Raw genomic sequence first — 17,984 nt, 5'->3', positions numbered from 1 at the left:
ACCTAATCAACAGTGCTGAGTTCCTAACTCCTAACTCAGCACTCAGAACTGTTTTGCCCAATCCCCAATTTAAAATGTCAGTATTTCCCAATCTAAATCTGATGCTACTTGAGCAAGTTTATCTAAATCACTCAGGTTATCTAAATATGGTAAGCAGCCTAAAACTGGTGTGTTTGTAAGTGATTGAATCAATTGGGGTGGTGTCCAGTCGGCTATTTCTGCATCAGTTCTAGGTTGTACGCAGTTGAGCACAATGCCTTTGAGATTGATGCGCGATTGTCTAGCTAATGCTACATTCGCCACTGCTTGAGCGATCGCACCCAATCTCACTGGCACTACCAATACCGTTGGTAAACGCCATTCTCCTGCTAAATCAGCTACCGTTAATTCTTCAGTTACAGGCGAACCTAATCCACCCAAGGCTTCTATAAGCACAAAATCACGTTGCGATCGCAATTTAGATAAAGCTTGCCAAACTACTGCTAAATCTACTTGGCGATTTTCTCGTGCTGCGGCGATCGGAGGGGCTAAAGGTGCTTGAAAGTACAAAGGTGTAATTTCTTCTGAAGATTGTTCTAGTGTAAATAGCTTTTGATACCACTCCCGATCGCCAATCCCCGATTGAATCGGTTTCATGATTCCCCAGCTACGCTGAGGATAATATTTTTGCCAATAGGCTGCTAAGGCAGTTGTTAAAACAGTTTTACCAGCTTCGGTATCAGTTCCAGTAATCAGTAGTGTATTTAACATTAATTTCTTTGGCCAGAAAATGGTTGTGTTCCATCAACTGGCGGAAAACTTGGCGTTTCACCAGTGGTCGGAATTGGGGTAGGTGTCTCTGTCGGTATTGGGAAGGGTGTCTCTGTCGGAATTGGGAGGGGTGTCTCTGTCGGTATTGGGGTAGGTATTGGGAAGGGTGTCTCTGTCGGTATTGGGGTAGGTATTTGTGTAAAAATAGGAGTGGGTGTCTCTGTTGGAATTGGGGTAAGTGTTTGTGTAGGTATTAGTTTAGATGGTGTTTCTAATCCAATAGTCAGGCTGTAATTGCTTTCGACAACTCCTGAAACCAGTGTTAACTCAATAGTATATCTACCAGTAACCAGCAATGGGCTTTTATATGATGTTACTTGTTGAACATTCTGATCAATTGGTTGTTGATTGGGACTGAACACTGTTAATAAAACGTTGCTTCCTGGGCTAATAAACGCAGTTAAATTGTCACCTAAGTGACCAAAAAAAGTATATCGGATAATTTGATTTGTTTTGAGAGTATCTGTAACTGTGGTTGGCTTAGATGCTTTAAGATTAAGCTGCCTAATAGATATGATAGGTTGTTCGGGGCTGGGTGTGGATGTGAATGTAGTACCACCAGAAATAACTGGTGAAGGGAAATTTTGTGGAAGCGTCTCATTTGGTGTTTTCGACTGACTGCGGATGGAACTTACCAACGCCCAAGAACCAAATCCGGCTATGATCACTACAGCAGTTGCAATTGCTGCGATCGCTAAGGGATTATCCAAGACTGAGCTAGCCGAACTTGGTGGAATTACAGGATTGGGTTGTTTCTTGGGCGATGCTGCTGGTGGTACTGAGTCAGGACGGCGACCAACAGCAATTGTTTGCAAGTTAGACCTATTCAAGGGCGGAAGATTGACTTGCTCTAAAAATTGTAGTGCTTGAGATACACTAGCAGCACTTTGATAGCGATCGCTTGGTATATGACTTAACATTCGATTCAACACTACAGCAAATAGCGGATTAACTGTTACCCACCGTTGCCAATTCCAAGTTAGTTGGTTTTCGTCAAATAGCTCCCTCGGTTCTTTACCAGTCAGCAAAACAATTGCACTCACTGCTAATGCATACAAATCACTACTAGGATAAGCTCCCCCTGTTTGCATTTGTTCACTAGGAGAGTAGCCTAATTTTCCCACAGTGGTTTGTGGCATTGCGCTCTCTGGCGATCGTAAACGAGTTGCCAGTTCCTTTACCACCCCAAAGTCAATTAACACAGGTTTAGCGTCACTATCTCGCAAAATAATATTTTCTGGCGAGATATCTCGGTGAATAATCCCTCGACTGTGAATATGCTCTAAAACAGGTAGCAACAACTTTATCAACTGCAATACTTCAGCTTCTGTGAAGGTTTTACCCACAGCTTGGCGTTCAGCCATTAGAGTTTGGTACGTTTGACCTGCAACGTAGTCCTCCACCAAAAACAAACGTTGGTCTAGCTCAAATCTTTCCCGGAATTTCGGGACTTGTGGGTGTTCAATTTGATATAAAATCGCAGCTTCTCGGTGAAAAAGCTCTTGTGCCTTATCCCAAGCCAAAGCCTCCGTTGCTGTTGAAATCAATTCCTTTATCGCGCAAAGTTCGTTAAAGCGCCTTTGGTCTTCTGCCAAATAGGTTCTACCAAATCCTCCTTGTCCGAGAATTTGAATTATGCGATAACGGTTTTGCAAGACAGTGCCAACTGTAAGGGGTGGTTGCATGAGCGAATGATTGAGTGTAGTAGCAACTGAGGAGGAAGTCACCCACAAAGATTTAAGTCAAGAGGGGACGGACAGTTACCTGCGGCAATATTCTACTATACCCAATGGGTACACCCCCACCAGAGCTAGGTTATTTCGTAGTCCATTTAACAGCCCCCAACTCTCAATTCAATTTATCTTCCTGGAAAAACGAGAGATTTTGAAATATGGAAAATTAACTTGAGAATCCAGTTTATACAACTGGCTCATCTCTTTTTCAATCAATCCTTTGGGAAATAGATGTTTACGATTAACTACTATCAAAACTGTATCCGCGCGATTTGTTAAATTCTCAATTTTTTCTGCAAAATTTTCATCAGTAATCCCCTTCCTTAACTTATTTCCAAATTCGTGTACATTCAGACTTTGAAAGTCACCGTAGTATCTAAATAATCCGGGATGACCAAATAAAATTACAGATTTTGGTTTTGGCAACAGAAAAAAGCGCAGGAAAATAGCCAAAAGAATCACTATTAAAACAAATAGATAAAGATTTTTCTGCTACCGAATTACGTCGAGAGTCCATAAGTATTTCCCACTTTTATGTCTCAGGAGAATTAGAGCGAACAATTTTTCTAGATTTAATTAAAATTTTTTTAGTACAAATACTTACAAATTTTTACCTAGATGATAATACTCTTGTTAAGTAATGTTTAGGTATGATGAAGAATCTTTTTATTAAATCTTCATTTAAAATTCATCTAATCTTTATCTAAAAATTTGATTGTGTGTAAGGTTGTCTCCACTGCTATCGTCTTCTAGTTTATATAATTGCCGTTTTTGTCAATGCGTAAGGTCTTGAATAATAAGCTACAATTATGGTACTTAGTCGCAGGTGCTATACTGCTATACTGTATGAAAACAAGCTTCAATATCACTTAATTTGTAAATGCTTTAGTGTTAGCTATAAATGAGGTAGTTAGAAGAACCTACTACACCAATGTTTAACTCAACCCAAAAAATTTGAACTATAGACCTAGTGGACGGACTAAATGTCCGTTAAGCTATCAATAGTTTGCTTGCCAAAAAAATTAGACAGTTAGCGAATGATAATTTTATGGAAAAATGTTTAAATTTTGTATGGAAGCTTTAACAAAACTCACAAATGTTTTTTTAGGCGATTTCTCGGTTAAACCTATTAAATCTCCAATGATAATATTGCTATGAATGCACATAGAGGATCTGCTGTGCTCAGTTCTGCAACTTTCAAAGTGCAACCATCTGCAACAGGACTCACCGATAATCATCGCCTGCGGCTGTTTTCTGGCTCTGCCAATATACAACTGTCTCAAGAAGTTGCTCGTTATGTGGGCATGGACTTGGGGCCAATGATTCGCAAAAGATTTGCGGATGGAGAACTTTACGTTCAAATCCAAGAATCGATTCGGGGTTGTGATGTCTATTTAATCCAGCCATGTTGTCAACCCGTCAACGATCATTTAATGGAATTATTGATTATGGTTGACGCCTGTCGTCGAGCTTCTGCGCGACAGGTGACGGCAGTAGTTCCCTACTATGGCTATGCCCGTGCCGATCGCAAAACCGCAGGAAGAGAGTCAATAACCGCCAAGCTAGTTGCTAACCTGATCACTGAAGCAGGTGCCAACCGCGTTCTAGCAATGGATTTGCACTCGGCTCAAATTCAAGGCTATTTTGATATCCCCTTTGACCATGTTTACGGTTCGCCAGTATTGCTGGATTATCTAGCAAGCAAAGAACTGCCCGACCTTGTGGTTGTTTCCCCTGATGTTGGCGGTGTAGCGCGAGCCAGAGCATTTGCCAAAAAACTGAATGATGCCCCACTGGCGATTATTGACAAACGTCGTCAGGCACATAATGTTGCCGAGGTGTTAAATATCATTGGCGATGTTAAAGGCAAAACGGCAGTTTTAGTGGATGACATGATTGACACTGGAGGCACGATTGCTGAAGGAGCGCGATTACTGCGTGAAGAAGGGGCGCGTCAAGTATACGCCTGTGCAACTCATGCAGTGTTCTCTCCACCAGCGATGGAACGGTTATCTAGTGGTTTGTTTGAGGAAGTCATTGTCACCAATACAATTCCCATACCAGAAAACAATCGTTTTCCCGAACTAGTGGTGCTGTCAGTAGCTAATCTTTTAGGAGAAACTATCTGGCGGATTCATGAAGATACTTCAGTTAGTAGTATGTTCCGCTAGCCAGATACACAGATTATCATTCGTGTTACAGGCATAAATTACCCACACTGTCCTTTTGATCGGATGCGGTGTGGGTTTTTTAATTATTACTGTTTTTATTTAAAAACCTGAATCTTGAAAACTAAATATTGTAAGCATCTCCAAGGGTTAAGTGTATACAAAAAAAGTTTTCAGACATCCTCTTATAGGAAGTTAAAAATATGAAAGCTAAAAAAGTTAAAATTAAAACTAGACCTGAAATCACTGATGAGCTTATTCATGATTATCTTACACAGTTCGGTTTAATAGAAAATTATTATATTTGGGGTACACCTAAATTAAACATTGGAATTATATATTGTTTATCATTTGACAATAAAATTGTCACATTTTTAGTTGAAGATGATCAACTTAATGGAATATACATAAGGTATCTTGAAAAAATGGGAGTTCCTATTTTTGAGGATTCTTTAGAATGTAATGAGTATGGAAAAGCTCTCTTGGAAAAGGCTAATAAAAAAGATGACTCCTTACCGATACAACCAAACTCGGAGTAGTGAAAGCAACTGCTCAGTATCTACAGGTTTGGTGATATAGTCAGAGGCTCCAGCCTCTATGCACTTTTCGCGATCGCCTGGCATGGCTTTAGCAGTTAAAGCAATTATTGGTAATGAGCGGAACTGTTGTTGCTGGCGGATGGTGCGGGTGGTTTCGTAACCATCCATTTCCGGCATCATGATGTCCATCAAAACTAAATTAATCTCAGGATTAGTTTGCAGCCTCTCTATGCCGTCTCTGCCATTTTCGGCAAACAGCACTTGCATTTGATAGCTTTCTAAAAAGCTGGTGAGGGCAAAAATATTTCGGAGGTCATCATCCACAATCAAAATTGTCCGATTCGCCAGCACCGGGTCGTTTTGGTGTAGTTGCTCTAGCATTTGTCGCTTTGGTGGAGGCAAATTTGCTTGCACCCGATGCAAAAACAGGGAAGTTTCATCTAACAACCGCTCTGGCGATCGCACATTTTTTATGATAATTGTCTCTGCTAGTCCCCGCAATTGCGTTTCTTCTTGGCGACTGAGTTCTTTGCCGGTGTAAACGATGATCGGCAGTTTTAAAAGCCTGGGTTCTTGCTTTATTTGCTCAATTAGTGTAAAGCCGGTCATATCGGGCAGACCAAGATCGAGTACCATACAATCAAAGTGATGCGATCGCAAAATCGACAGCGCTTCTGCCCCCGTACCCACTGCTGTACTCTGAACATCGCCATTTCCGATCAGTTCGATAATACTTTGGGCTTGTACGGGATCATCTTCTACGATCAGGAGATTTTTTACCTGACGCTCAATAAAGCCTTTAATCTCAGTTAAAACCTGAGTTAGCGCTTCTGGAGAAACGGGTTTTTGTAAATAGGTAATTGCCCCTAGTTGTAATCCCCGTTGCTGTCTTTCATCAACAGAAAGTATGTGTACTGGTATGTGTCTAGTATCTGGGTTATGTTTCAGACGATCTAGCACTGTCCACCCATCCATCTCTGGCATGTGGATATCTAGCATAATTGCATCGGGCTTAAACTGTTGCGCTAGTGCTAGACCTTGTTTGCTCTGTAAAGCAACAATAGTTTTAAAGCCCTGTTCGCGGGCCATATCTAGTAAGATGCGGGCAAATTTATCATCATCCTCGATAATTAGCAAAATGCGATCGCCCGGTTGAATGATTTCCCGGTCATCTGGAATATCGTTGGGTAAGCTGGGAACGACTTTCGCTGATGGAGAGATATCTACAGTTGTAGGTCTATTTTCGACTAGAGGCACTTCTTTTATGGCCGATAGTGCGTTAAGGGAGATGATTGGCCTAGAAGGTGATGGAGTGGGAGTATTTTTACCCTTCCCTTCATGTCGCCTGGGCAAGTAGAGGGTGAAGGTACTTCCCTGTCCTGGTTGGCTGACTAGTTCAATTCTCCCGCCCAAGAGTTGAGCCAGTTCGCGGCTGATGGACAAGCCCAATCCTGTTCCCCCGTACTTGCGGCTGGTTGTGCCGTCTGCCTGCTGGAATGCCTCGAAAATAATCTTTTGCTTTTCCTGTGGAATGCCTATGCCCGTGTCGCTAACGGCAAAAGCAATCATGGGATTATCAACTTGGGCTGTCTCAGAAGACATGCTAATTTGTAACTTCACCCCTCCTTGTTCGGTAAACTTAAAGGCGTTAGCTAAAAGATTTTTTAGCACTTGTTGCAGACGTTTGGAGTCGTTATAAATTGTCGGTGGTAACTTTTCATCTCGTTCAATAGTAAAGCTAAGTTCTCTATTGTGGGCAACTTGCCGGAAAGTCTGCTCTAAAGATGTCTCCAAATCTGCAAAAGCAATTTGCTCAATATCGAGCGACATAGTACCCGACTCAATTTTTGCCAAATCTAGAATGTCATTGATCAATTCCAGCAAATCAGTCCCAGCCGAGTAGATAGTCCGACTGTACTCTACCTGTTTGTCGGTCAAGTTTTTCAGGGAGTTATCTGCTAGCAGCCTTGCTAAAATTAACAGGCTATTTAGCGGTGTCCGTAGTTCGTGGGACATATTCGCTAGAAATTCCGACTTGTATTTAGAAGACAACTCCAGTTGTTCAGCTTTTTCTTCCAAAGACTGCCTCGCTCGCTCAACTTCCCGGTTCTTGCGGGCAACTTCCTGATTTTGAACTTCTAACAATTCTGCCTTTTCTTCTAGCTCCTCATTTAGTTGCTGTAATTCCTCGTTAGACTGCTTGACAACAAATTCCGATTCCTCCAATTCCTGCGCCTGTTCTTCCAGGCGTTGATTGCTCTGCTGTAGTTCTTCTTGCTGGTTTTGCAGTTCTTCTGTTAAAGCAACAGACTTTTCAAGTAGTTGCTGAGTTTGCAATTGTGAGGCGATGTTATTTAAAAATACACCCAGAATTTCACTCAATTGCTCTAAAAATGTCAGATGCAGATGGCTGAAAGGCGCAAATGATGCCAGTTCAATTACAGCATTTAGCTGTGTTTCAAACAGTATAGGCAAGACAATAATATTTAACGGTGGGGCTTCTCCCAACCCGGAACTGATACGGATATAGTCACTAGGAACTTCTGTTAGCAGGATTCTTTGTTTTTCTAAGGCACATTGTCCCACCAATCCTTCACCCAAACGAAACTGATTTGCCAGAGATTTACGCTCTTTGTAAGCATAGCTACTCAGCATTTTCAGTACAGGCTCGTCGTCTCTTGAGTCCATGAAATAAAAAACACCCTGCGATGCCCCAACTAGTGGTGCTAAGTTTGACAAAATCAGGCGAGACGCAGTTTCTAGATTTCGATGCCCTTGGAGCATCTGGGTAAATTCAGCTAAGTTAGACTTTAGCCAGTTTTGCTCGTCATTTTTTTTATTTGTGTTTCGCAGATTAACGATCATCTGGTTGAAAGTGCGTGTCAAAACACCGATTTCATCGTGGCGATCGCTATCTGGTAAACTCACCAATAAATCCCCATCCGTCATTTTTTCTGCTAAATCAGAAACTTGCTTTAGCGGTGCTGAGATATGTCTGGTTAAGGCGAATCCAATCAAAGCTAATATTAAAGAAAATAAGGGAATACTATATACAATGCTGGCGATCGTTTGCCGAGCAGCTGCTTGTGCCTTTTCAGAACGCTGTTTCAGCAGTGTATTCTCCTCAGTTTTCATCGCCTGGATAACTTTGCTAATCTCAGTCATCAGCTGCTTGCCTTGGTCGGTTAAAACAACCTTCTGGGCAGCTTCAAACCCAAATTTTTGACGTAAGTCAATGGTTTCTTTAAGTTCAGCCAGCTTTTGGGTGATTAGTGGCTGTAAAATATCAAGCCGACTCTGTTGGTTGGGGTTATCTGCCGTTAATCTCTGAAGTTCATTGATTTTTTGATCTAGTACTTGAATGGCAGTATTATAAGGGTCTAAATACCGCTGTTCTCCAGTAAGAATGTAACCGCGTTGCCCAGTCTCAGCATTTGTCAATTGCAAATTGAGGTCTTCAAGCTGACTTAAGACCTGGTAGGTATGGCTTTCTTTTGCCGAAGTTTCAATTAGCTCATTGGTGCTTTGATAGGAGATTAGACCAATAGTGGCCAGAGTTGCCAAACTTAGGGCAAAACTAATTCCAATTTTGATTCCAATCTTCAAACTTTTCAACATTATTCCAGGCAGATATTCCAACAATTGATATTTTTTGCACTATATTGATTTGAAATTTTTGATTTTGCTCTATGATACTTGTACTTAATAATAGAGCAATATAAAAGTCCAAAATAAGCTCATTCAACCAGAATATCTATAATATATAGTGTATTATACAATTTTTTTGTGAGGACAAATCCTTTTAACTTCTTATTTGTTTGTGTCTACCCTTCGGGAAGCCACCTCGTGTCTATGCGTCCTTTGCGGTTCGTTTTTCTTTCTTGTACTTAAATATGATTTAGCATAGTTTAGCGCATGATCCTACAGAATTGGTATTATCCTGCTAAATATACAGTTCCGCCCTAATTTTACTTCTTTTAAAACAGTATTTATTTGGGTACAAACTTAAAGTCTTATACAACTTATCGAACGAATTCAGTCGGGTATTCTAGGGACTTCCAAGAAATAAATTATCCAATCTTGTCGGGTGGGCAACATGAGCGCCTTTGACTATGGGCTCTCGTGTCGCCCACCCCACAATAAATAGCTGTATATTTTTTTATTTGGAAGTCCCCTAACCGAAAAAGCTGATCAATAATCGGCGTTTTTGCATCTCCACCAAATTTCCAATTTGGTGGGCAACAATAAAGTCGCGGCTCTGAATCCCCCATTGATTCTGACTTATGAATTCTTCTTAAAATATATTTAAATGATTATATCATTTACAGGAAAAAAATACTTTCCTAAAAATTATCGGGAATATGTACAATTTCTAGATGCTGTCAAATCTCTTAAAATTAAGATTGACGTTTAAGTAACGCTCATCGGTGAAGCCTTATTAAGGACAATTAGGTATTAACCCAAGCTTATTGACTAAAAACCTGGCGATCGCTTTTAGTTGGATTAACTACAGATGGGCTATAAATACAAAATTTTTCAATTTTGTGATTCTCTAAAATTGCTCTCGCACCTGCCATGTAGATATCAGTACTATTTACAACCAATAAGTAATTGCCAAGGGTCACTTGATGTTCATAATATCTAGCTAGATCCTCAGGAATTCCTAAAGTAGTATAGTTATCTTTGCAACTGCTAATATCTACCTCAGTAATACCATTCATTGTGTTTGTATCCTTAGCAATCACCGAAACTTGAGCCATAGGAAAGCCAGCTATTTTTAGTTCAGCAAGTGCTTTTTCTGTATCTTGACGTGTAGAAAAAACAGCAACTGCATTTTTATAACGATTATTTGGGGTCAAGTATGGCTCATAATTACTCCACTGTTGAATATCACGGCGATTAAAAATCCTTTTAGCAAGACGAATCTCTATATCTATGCCGGTTACTATCACCAAATAGTAACCTTTGCAAATTAAATCGCTGTAACCCTGTGCTTGCTCTTTACGAACTTCTAGACCTAGCAGCACATGATGCAAATCACCTACGGTTGCATTGATCGCCCCACCTGTTAAAGTAGTAGCGATCGCTGTTGCTTTTGCTCCGGCTAAAATCACTCGTCCTATACCAGGAATTACCCAGAGGACTAAATCGACTAATAAGCCAGTAATACCGCCCAAAGCACCACTTTTAAAGGCTTCAGCATCTTCTGAGGATGTATTATTGCCAGTGCGATCTTTAACTTCAACACTAGCAATATCGCTTTCTTCTACATTCCCTGCAATTACAGAAAGTTTGTGCATGGGAAAATTAGAAGCTTTTAATTCCTCAAGTACCAAGTGTATATCGGAACACCTAGCGAAAACTCCTATAGTTGTTCGCTCTTTTTCTAATGTCATTTTATCGGTTTATTGCAGCTTAAAGCAATTCCCAAAAGGGTTAGCTGATATGAGGTAATTACACAGCTCGGCGAGTCACTAAACCCCAAAGGAAAATCAGTAGCATAGCGCCAAGAACAGCAAATAAAATGCTTCCAAACGAGAAAGCTCCAGCAGATGCGGCGGCTGCTGAACCACTTCCCAGTAAAGCTTGGCCTAAATAACCCCCGACTACTGCTCCCAGTATTCCTAATACAATTGTGGAGACAATACCGCCACCTTGGGTTCCTGGATAAAATAACTTAGCTAACGCACCTGCAATTAAACCCAAAACCAGCCAAGCAATTATGTTACCCATTGAATTTCTCCTTCCTTGAGAATATTATTTGTTTGCCTTTCACTATTTCATATTAAAGTTTCTCTCCAAAATTTCTGATCTATCTAGAGAACTAATATCAAAAATCTTTAGATATCATTTTAATATTCACTCCTTTGTGTTTGAGGATGAATATATAAATTTAGTAAATTTAGTAAATTTAGTATTTGACTCTAAGTTACGATTGTGCAAAACTTAGAGTTGGGAGCATCACTTTTGCAAGTATTGTGATTTTACAAAAGCGGTACTAGTAGAGCGGCCGCGTAATAAACATACCATTTCAAATGGCGCAAGAAGCTCGGAATACAATTATTATGCGTAAGTTTTGACTTTTGACTTCCCCTACGGGGTTAACTTCCGCCTTACGGTACTAGTTGCTCATAATTCAGGAGTGAGGACTATAGAAAGAGCTAGTTGATAAAGTTGGCGACGGGGAAGGGAGGTAAATTTTGCTAACTGACGGCTAGCTTGCGATCGCGATATCCCCTGACTAATTAACTGTTTCAATTCGCCTTTCAATTCTTCTTCTGTGAGTTGGGGGTGAATGGCTTGAATTCCTGCCACTAGTAATGTATATTCACCTTGGGGTTCTCGTTGGTTATAGTGAGCGATCGCTTCGGCAATTGTCCCCCGCCAAAATTCTTCATACAATTTAGTTAACTCCCGCCCCAGCACAATTTGGCGATCGCTTCCCCAAACAAGAGCTAAGTCTTGTAAAGTATCTCGCAAACGGTGCGGCGATTCGTAGAAAATCAATGTGCGAGATTCTGTTTGCAGAGATTCTAAATGTTGTTGTCTCTGTTGACTTTTAGCTGGAAGAAAGCCTTCAAAGACAAACCGATCCGTTGGTAATCCAGATGCACTCAAAGCCGTAATTGCTGCACTAGCCCCAGGAATGGGGACTACTGCAATTCCCGCCTCAATACAGGCTTTTACCAGTTCATATCCAGGATCGGAAATACCTGGCATTCCAGCATCACTCACCAGAGCGATCGCTTTATTATTAAGTAAATGCTCTAATAATTCTGGGATGCGGCTGGTACGATTGTGTTCGTGGTAACTCACCTGGGGAGTCTTAACTTGAAAATGCTGTAATAGTTTCCCTGTGTGACGAGTGTCTTCTGCTGCAATGATATCTACATTTTGTAAAATTCTCACCGCCCGAAAGGTTATATCTTCCAGATTGCCAATTGGTGTGCCGACAACGTAAAGTGTTCTTGGTTTTGGATCGGTTTGCATGAGTAAGAGTTAGGAGTTTGGAGTTACGAGTTAGGAGTTTGGAGTTAGGAGTTTGGAGTTAAAAATAATAATTTATGCACCTATACGAACGTATATGATAAATGGATAATCAAAAATCCAAAATCGTTCAACTGAGCGTAGCCGAAGTCCAAAATCCAAAATCGGCTCGTGGGTTATTTGTAGGTTTAGTAACCTTAGATTTGGTTTACCTTGGTGATGTCCCTAAGAATAATCAGAAGATTGTTGCTACTGACTATAGTGTGGCAGCAGGGGGGCCAGCTACAAACGCGGCTGTGACTTTCAGCCATTTAGGAAATCAGGCTACAGTCTTGGGTGTAGTGGGTTCTCACCCAATGACACAGCTAATTCGGGGGGATTTGGCAAATTACAAAGTTGCGATCGCAGACCTTGAGCCTACCACTGATTTAGCACCGCCCGTTTCCTCAATCATTGTCACCCAAACCACAGGTGAACGAGCTGTAATTTCTATGAATGCTGTCAAAACTCAAGCCAACAGCGTATCTATCCCCCCAGATATTTTGCAAAATGTCGATATAGTACTGATTGATGGACATCAAATGGCGGTTAGTTATTCTATAGTCCAAATGGCTAAAGCCAAAAATATCCCAGTAGTAATTGATGGTGGAAGTTGGAAGCCTGGATTTGAGGAAGTTTTGCCTTTTGTAAATTACGCCATCTGTTCGGCTAATTTTTATCCCCCTAACTGCCAGACTGGAAAAGACGTTTTTAGCTATCTTAGCGGATTTGACATTCCTCACATCGTTATTACCCACGGACAAAAACCAATTAAATACTTGAGTTGCAGTAAAACTGGTATCGTAGATGTACCGCAGATTCAAGCGGTTGATACATTAGGGGCTGGCGATATTTTCCACGGCGCTTTCTGTAATTACATTTTAAGACAAAGCTTTACTGATGCACTGGCGCTGGCAGCTAATATTGCTGCTGATTCCTGTAAATTTTTTGGCACTCGGCGCTGGATGGATTTAAAGTGCTGAGTAGTCAAGTTAATAAGGCCAAATTAATGAAAGACTTAAAAGAAATATTAGCGATCGCTCGTGAGGTAGGTTGGGGTGCAGCAGATATACTGCGATCGTATTATCACGGGACTGCAAAAGACCCTGATTTAGAAGTACAATATAAACAAAATGAGCCTGTGACTGTTGCCGATGTAGCTGTGAGTCAATACATTTTGCAGAGACTACAAGCAACTTTGGGTAATGAAGATTTTGCTTATATCAGCGAAGAAACCTATCAATCTTCAAGTGGTGTAGCACAGCCTTCCCCCCCTTGGGTATGGATAATTGATCCTTTGGATGGCACACGAGACTTTATCGAAAAAACTGGAGACTATGCAGTTCACATTGCTTTAGTCAAGGAAACACGACCAGTTTTGGCAGTGGTGGCAGTACCAGAAGCTAAAAAGTTATATTATGCTACCAAAGGCGGGGGTACATTTGTAGAAACTTGTGATGGTTCTGTTCCTATACAAGTGTCATCAGGTAAACGAATTGAGGACTTAACCTTAGTCGTTAGTCGCTCTCACCGCAACCAACGCTTAGATTATTTACTACAAAATTTACCCTGTCAAAATCATAAATCTGTGGGTAGTGTAGGTTGCAAAATCGCCACCATTGTTGAGCAACAAGCAGATATCTACATTTCCCTTTCCGGCAAGTCTGCGCCCAAAGATTGGGATATGGCAGCGCCAGAACTGATTTTAACAGAAGCCGGTGGTAAATTTACCCACTTTGACGTTACTCCGTTGCACTATAACACCGGTGATATCAATCAATGGGGAGGTTTGCTGGCTAGTAACGGCGAATATCACGAGGTGCTGTGTAAAGAAGCAGAAAGGATTTTAGGGCAGTTCGAGCATAGCTAAATGGGGCATTTGAGGATGAATATTTTTTAATTTGCTTTGAAAAGAGTTAGCCATGTTATGATTAGCCTGACTAACGATAATAATCTTTACGCCTGAGTCCGCAGCTTAATTTTCAAAACACTAAATCCCAGGGCGATCGCTAGTTGATTGCGATTTCCTGTTTCAAGTGTAACTTTTATAATACAAGCAACAAAAGCTAGTCTTTGGAGAAGTCTACAAACCTACCCTTAAGGTTTGATTTGTGAATAAAATTCACAATAAGACGATATTCAAAGGCTGAATGTCGTGCTAGACTCATCGATATAAAGATTATTTTCGGTTGAGTAACTCGTTTTAATTTATAAAAAGTGTCTCTCCGAATTTAAGTCTCTACACTCCCTGAATTCGGAGATTTCTATGTCAATTTACGTCGGGAACCTGTCCTATCAGGTTACAGAAGATGACCTAAAGCAGGCTTTTGCAGAATACGGAACAGTAAGTCGTGTTCAACTACCCACAGATCGGGAAACAGGCCGGCCGCGTGGGTTCGCTTTTGTGGAAATGGAATCAGACACACAAGAACAAGCTGCCATTGATGCACTTGATGGTGCTGAGTGGATGGGGCGTGATTTGAAAGTGAACAAAGCTAAACCTCGTGAGGAAAGAAGTAACTCCTCTCGTGGTAGCTGGGATGGCGCTAATCCCCGCCGCAACAATAATCGCTACTAAGTCGATTCCTAAAAATTTCACATTTAGAGTCTCCAGCAGAGTGCAGCCTTTGGCTTGACTCTGCTGGAATATTTTATAGCTATGCCGTATGATCTCGCTAGATAAAAATTAGAAACCTTTGTTGTAATTAGTTTTTATAAATCTAAGGGTAGGTTGCAATAAGCTAAAAAACATCTAAGAAAGTATTGTAAATATTGTTAGTCTGCAACCCTTGGCTCTGGATTTTCAAGAAAATGTTACGACTTTATCATTTATTATTAGGTCTTATTTTGCTGATGTTAATCCCAGTGGGAGCAAAATTTATTTTTTCTCAATTTTCTGCACCCAAAGTGGAAAAACCCTCTGTCATTGCGAAACTTACTAACGCTAATGAGGGAAATATTTGGCAGAAAATTCTGGGAAATACTCCTGTTCCAACGACCTGGGAAGTTGCTCCTTGTAAGGGAAATGTGCCTTTATTGTGTGTCTCGTCCAAAGGAGAACTTTTGGGTACAGTTGAGATTAACGTTTACCCATTAGCAAACAACGAGGATTTCCAAAAGAAACTCGTAGCAGCCGGGATTCCACCTGGTTCTCAAGTGGACTACCAAAGTTCTAAATACCAAACTCAGATATTAGCAGCACTCAAAGCTTGGGTTGCAGACCACTACGCTGCGTTTGCTAAAGATCGTCAAGGTGAATATGGAAAAGAGATTACTTTCTTAACCTACCCACCCGAACCAGTAGCCGTTGGTAAGCTTCAGGGAATCCGCTATGGATTCGCCGGACTCAAGCAAAAAGGTGGAGTACAAGAGCAACATATCGGTCATGTTGCCTTTGATGGCAGTAAACTTTACGTAATTACCACTGCCTTTGACCCAGGCTCACAAACAGGTAAGTTTGACAAACTGGAAAACTTAGCTATTTTTCAACCTTACTTGTATGCGATCGCAGCAGATTTGCGTTTACCCTAGGGACTTCCAAGAAATAAATTATTCCAATAAACGAACCACAGAGACAAGGCAGCGCGGTCTTGGGGGTTTCGCCCATGAGCGACTGCCGCACAGAGAACGCAGAGAGAAGAAATAGAGAGAGTTTTTGCGTCAGTTTTGGAACATTTTTTTATTTGTCAGTCCCCTAATTGGTATGGTGCATGGGGCATTGGGCAATTCAATTTAAAATTGACGATAGCGCAGCGTAAAGCCTTCTCTTCGAGACGCTCTTGCTAGCTTGCTTCAACGAAGTGGTACGGCATAGCTTCGCTTAGAGCGAGTCCGCGAGCGTCTTTTAAATTAAAATTTAATCAAAAATCCAAAATTTAAAATCTAAAATTACTACTCCCCTGCTCCCCACTCCCAATCAACCTAAATCTCAGCTACCGCCCGTTCAATCAAGCGACGTGCTAAAGTTTGCGTGCCAGTATGTTCATAGTAATTTGTTGCTACATCTAGGAATGCTGCGAGGTAGTCTAACTTGTCATCGGCAATATCGACAAAATTTTGCAAGTTGTGGACAACTTTTTGTGGCGTTAAATTATTTGCGTTGACTAACCCACTCATCCAACCTTTAACTGAGTCAAAACTTTCGCCGATAAAGTTGAGTTTACTACCAGCATTGTTGCCTGGAATCACATCTTTAATATTTTGGAAAGTCGAGTTTTGTTCTAACTCCTGTGGATTTGTCTGATTAAGCCCAGATATTGCTTTACTGATAAAGTCTGGCCCCAGAGGGATCAAACCATCAACGCAAACTAATGCCACCATGCGGATAAGCGACTCACCACTATACTCACCTAAAGAGGCGACAAAATCCCCAATACTATCTCCAGGAATGCCGTTAATTTGACAAAAGGCTACCAATTCAGCGACTAATTTTAATGTCAAATCAATGGTTTGGGCTTTATCAGGTTTGGGAGTGACAGAGTTTAAAAAACCAAACAATGGAATTTTCTCACCAACTTTGTTAGCTAAAGCTGCTGCACCAAGTGCTTTATCTGTACCATCAACGGTTTGATATAACCACAAGGCTGTTTGGTATCCTTGAGATTTGTCGTTGAATAGATAAACCGCTCTTTCACCAATTTGCTGAATTAAATCTTCGTCGTCTTCGCCAGTGACAGTCTTAATGGTGTTGACAAAGCCGACAGTATTTTGCCACTGGCCAGGAGCAACAAAATCGAGAGAATTCAACATAGAAATGGTCAAGCCACCGGTTGGTAATTGATCAACTAAATCAACAATTGATTTGCTCACAAAAATCTCCTTATTTAGGTTTTGTTATTTGAATGTTCGTAGTACAAATCATTTCAGTTTAGCCAGACCATTAAGATTAAACTTCTCTAGCCAATCTGCGCGATCGCTAGCTGTAAATGACGGATCGCGGGAAAGTGCTTTTACTTGGTACTTACCTACCAAAATTGCAGTTTGCGTCTTACCAATTTCTACTGCGGGATAACCGCCAATTTTTTTGGTGCTTTTTGAGAACTTTGCTACTGTACTAGGTGTGCTTGTCGTATCAGAAATAGACAGCAAGGCTATATCTTTACCGCCTTTTTTCAACTTCGCTTCCGCAAAGCCTTTTTTCTCTTGGGTATAGACGCGCTGGTAGCCATCGCCTGCATCAGGGAAAAGTTTATTAAATTCGCTACCCTGAGTTGCACTCTTAGCAACCGCTTGACCGCTTTTTTGTTGAGTGCTTTCTTTTTGCGCCTGGTCAAAACGTCCAGGTGCTTTTGGAGTACAGGCTGTTGTCAGTAGTAAAACTGACAGCAACAAAGCAGCTACTACCCTACGCCCACGGTGTAAAATCATTCCTGGTTTCTCCTTATACTTGAGCTTTGAGGCAATTATCTGCGCTGCTAGCAATTATTACCTGTAAAATTTACTTTTTGATAATTATTGACTAATTTCTGAACTATAGCGGTCTAGTTTTGATGCAACACCCATGATTTTGCACTTCAAAAAAATGTACCAATTAACCCAATGCAAAAACGCCCCCCCTTTCGGGAGAGCGTCTTTTACTTATAGATAATCGTTAAGATTGTATCTCAGATTATGATTAACCGTTGATAGCAGGAGCGGTAAGAGCTACAGGAGCAACATCTAAAGCTGCCAAATCTAAGGGGAAGTTGTGAGCGTTACGCTCGTGCATT

The 17,984-nt window shown here is 41.0% G+C and carries 14 protein-coding genes and 1 pseudogene; 6 read left to right on the top strand and 9 right to left on the bottom strand.

The annotated features are described in order from the left end of the window. Nucleotides 1-69: 69 nt before the first annotated feature. Complete coding sequence (gene bioD / locus V7K32_RS09650; RefSeq protein WP_334992521.1) at nt 70-750, bottom strand: dethiobiotin synthase; 681 nt, start codon at nt 748-750, stop codon at nt 70-72. Beyond that, nucleotides 750-2,495 (bottom strand): protein kinase domain-containing protein, encoded by a 1,746-nt coding sequence (locus tag V7K32_RS09645; RefSeq protein ID WP_334992600.1) that lies wholly within the window; start codon nt 2,493-2,495, stop codon nt 750-752. The genes bioD and V7K32_RS09645 overlap by 1 nt, the downstream gene beginning before the upstream one ends. A 1,202-nt stretch (nt 2,496-3,697) precedes the next feature. Here V7K32_RS09645 and V7K32_RS09640 point away from each other — a divergent pair. Together V7K32_RS09640 and V7K32_RS09635 are read left to right on the top strand one after the other, a co-directional pair. Beyond that, on the top strand, nt 3,698-4,714 hold the full coding sequence (locus tag V7K32_RS09640; RefSeq protein ID WP_334992519.1) for a ribose-phosphate pyrophosphokinase: 1,017 nt from the start codon (nt 3,698-3,700) through the stop codon (nt 4,712-4,714). A gap of 200 nt (nt 4,715-4,914) precedes the next feature. Beyond that, on the top strand, nt 4,915-5,250 hold the full coding sequence (locus V7K32_RS09635) for a hypothetical protein (protein WP_334992517.1): 336 nt from the start codon (nt 4,915-4,917) through the stop codon (nt 5,248-5,250). Here V7K32_RS09635 and V7K32_RS09630 read toward each other — a convergent pair. The 4 genes from V7K32_RS09630 to rsmI all read right to left on the bottom strand — a co-directional run bounded on the left by V7K32_RS09630 (nt 5,224) and on the right by rsmI (nt 12,240). After that, nucleotides 5,224-8,868 (bottom strand): response regulator, encoded by a 3,645-nt coding sequence (locus V7K32_RS09630; protein ID WP_334992515.1) that lies wholly within the window; start codon nt 8,866-8,868, stop codon nt 5,224-5,226. The two genes, V7K32_RS09635 and V7K32_RS09630, sit on opposite strands and share 27 nt — an antisense overlap. An 848-nt stretch (nt 8,869-9,716) precedes the next feature. Beyond that, complete coding sequence (locus tag V7K32_RS09625) at nt 9,717-10,646, bottom strand: hypothetical protein (protein WP_334992513.1); 930 nt, start codon at nt 10,644-10,646, stop codon at nt 9,717-9,719. Between the two features lie 58 nt (nt 10,647-10,704). After that, nucleotides 10,705-10,983, bottom strand: a complete 279-nt coding sequence (locus V7K32_RS09620) for a GlsB/YeaQ/YmgE family stress response membrane protein (protein ID WP_334992510.1) — start codon at nt 10,981-10,983, stop codon at nt 10,705-10,707. A 396-nt stretch (nt 10,984-11,379) separates the two neighbouring features. Next, nucleotides 11,380-12,240 (bottom strand): 16S rRNA (cytidine(1402)-2'-O)-methyltransferase, encoded by an 861-nt coding sequence (gene rsmI, locus V7K32_RS09615; RefSeq protein WP_334992508.1) that lies wholly within the window; start codon nt 12,238-12,240, stop codon nt 11,380-11,382. A gap of 101 nt (nt 12,241-12,341) precedes the next feature. On the opposite strand from rsmI, the gene V7K32_RS09610 reads away from it, so the two are divergent. The 4 genes from V7K32_RS09610 to V7K32_RS09595 all read left to right on the top strand — a co-directional run bounded on the left by V7K32_RS09610 (nt 12,342) and on the right by V7K32_RS09595 (nt 15,807). Further along, nucleotides 12,342-13,259: a sugar kinase gene (locus V7K32_RS09610; RefSeq protein ID WP_334992506.1), complete on the top strand. Its 918-nt coding sequence runs from the start codon at nt 12,342-12,344 to the stop codon at nt 13,257-13,259. Nucleotides 13,260-13,285: 26 nt separating this feature from the next. Beyond that, entirely contained in the window at nt 13,286-14,146 is an 861-nt protein-coding gene (locus V7K32_RS09605) for a 3'(2'),5'-bisphosphate nucleotidase CysQ family protein (RefSeq protein WP_334992504.1), read from the top strand. A gap of 396 nt (nt 14,147-14,542) precedes the next feature. After that, a complete protein-coding gene (locus tag V7K32_RS09600) occupies nt 14,543-14,854 on the top strand; it encodes an RNA recognition motif domain-containing protein (protein WP_334992502.1) in 312 nt (103 codons plus the stop codon). A gap of 233 nt (nt 14,855-15,087) precedes the next feature. Beyond that, a complete protein-coding gene (locus tag V7K32_RS09595) occupies nt 15,088-15,807 on the top strand; it encodes a hypothetical protein (RefSeq protein WP_334992500.1) in 720 nt (239 codons plus the stop codon). A gap of 390 nt (nt 15,808-16,197) precedes the next feature. Here V7K32_RS09595 and V7K32_RS09590 read toward each other — a convergent pair whose 3' ends face one another. The 3 genes and pseudogenes from V7K32_RS09590 to V7K32_RS09580 all read right to left on the bottom strand — a co-directional run. Then, the gene (locus V7K32_RS09590; protein WP_334992498.1) at nt 16,198-17,085 is read right to left on the bottom strand and encodes a hypothetical protein; all 888 of its coding nucleotides are present in this window, start codon (nt 17,083-17,085) and stop codon (nt 16,198-16,200) included. 48 nt (nt 17,086-17,133) lie between these two features. After that, nucleotides 17,134-17,643: a hypothetical protein gene (locus V7K32_RS09585; protein ID WP_334992496.1), complete on the bottom strand. Its 510-nt coding sequence runs from the start codon at nt 17,641-17,643 to the stop codon at nt 17,134-17,136. A 247-nt stretch (nt 17,644-17,890) separates the two neighbouring features. Further along, a pseudogene (locus V7K32_RS09580) lies at nt 17,891-17,984 on the bottom strand (photosystem II protein D1); the annotation flags it as partial.

Source organism: Nostoc sp. (genome assembly GCF_036917635.1).
GTDB lineage: Bacteria > Cyanobacteriota > Cyanobacteriia > Cyanobacteriales > Nostocaceae > Nostoc.
This window is presented reverse-complemented; position numbering and strand designations above follow the sequence as displayed.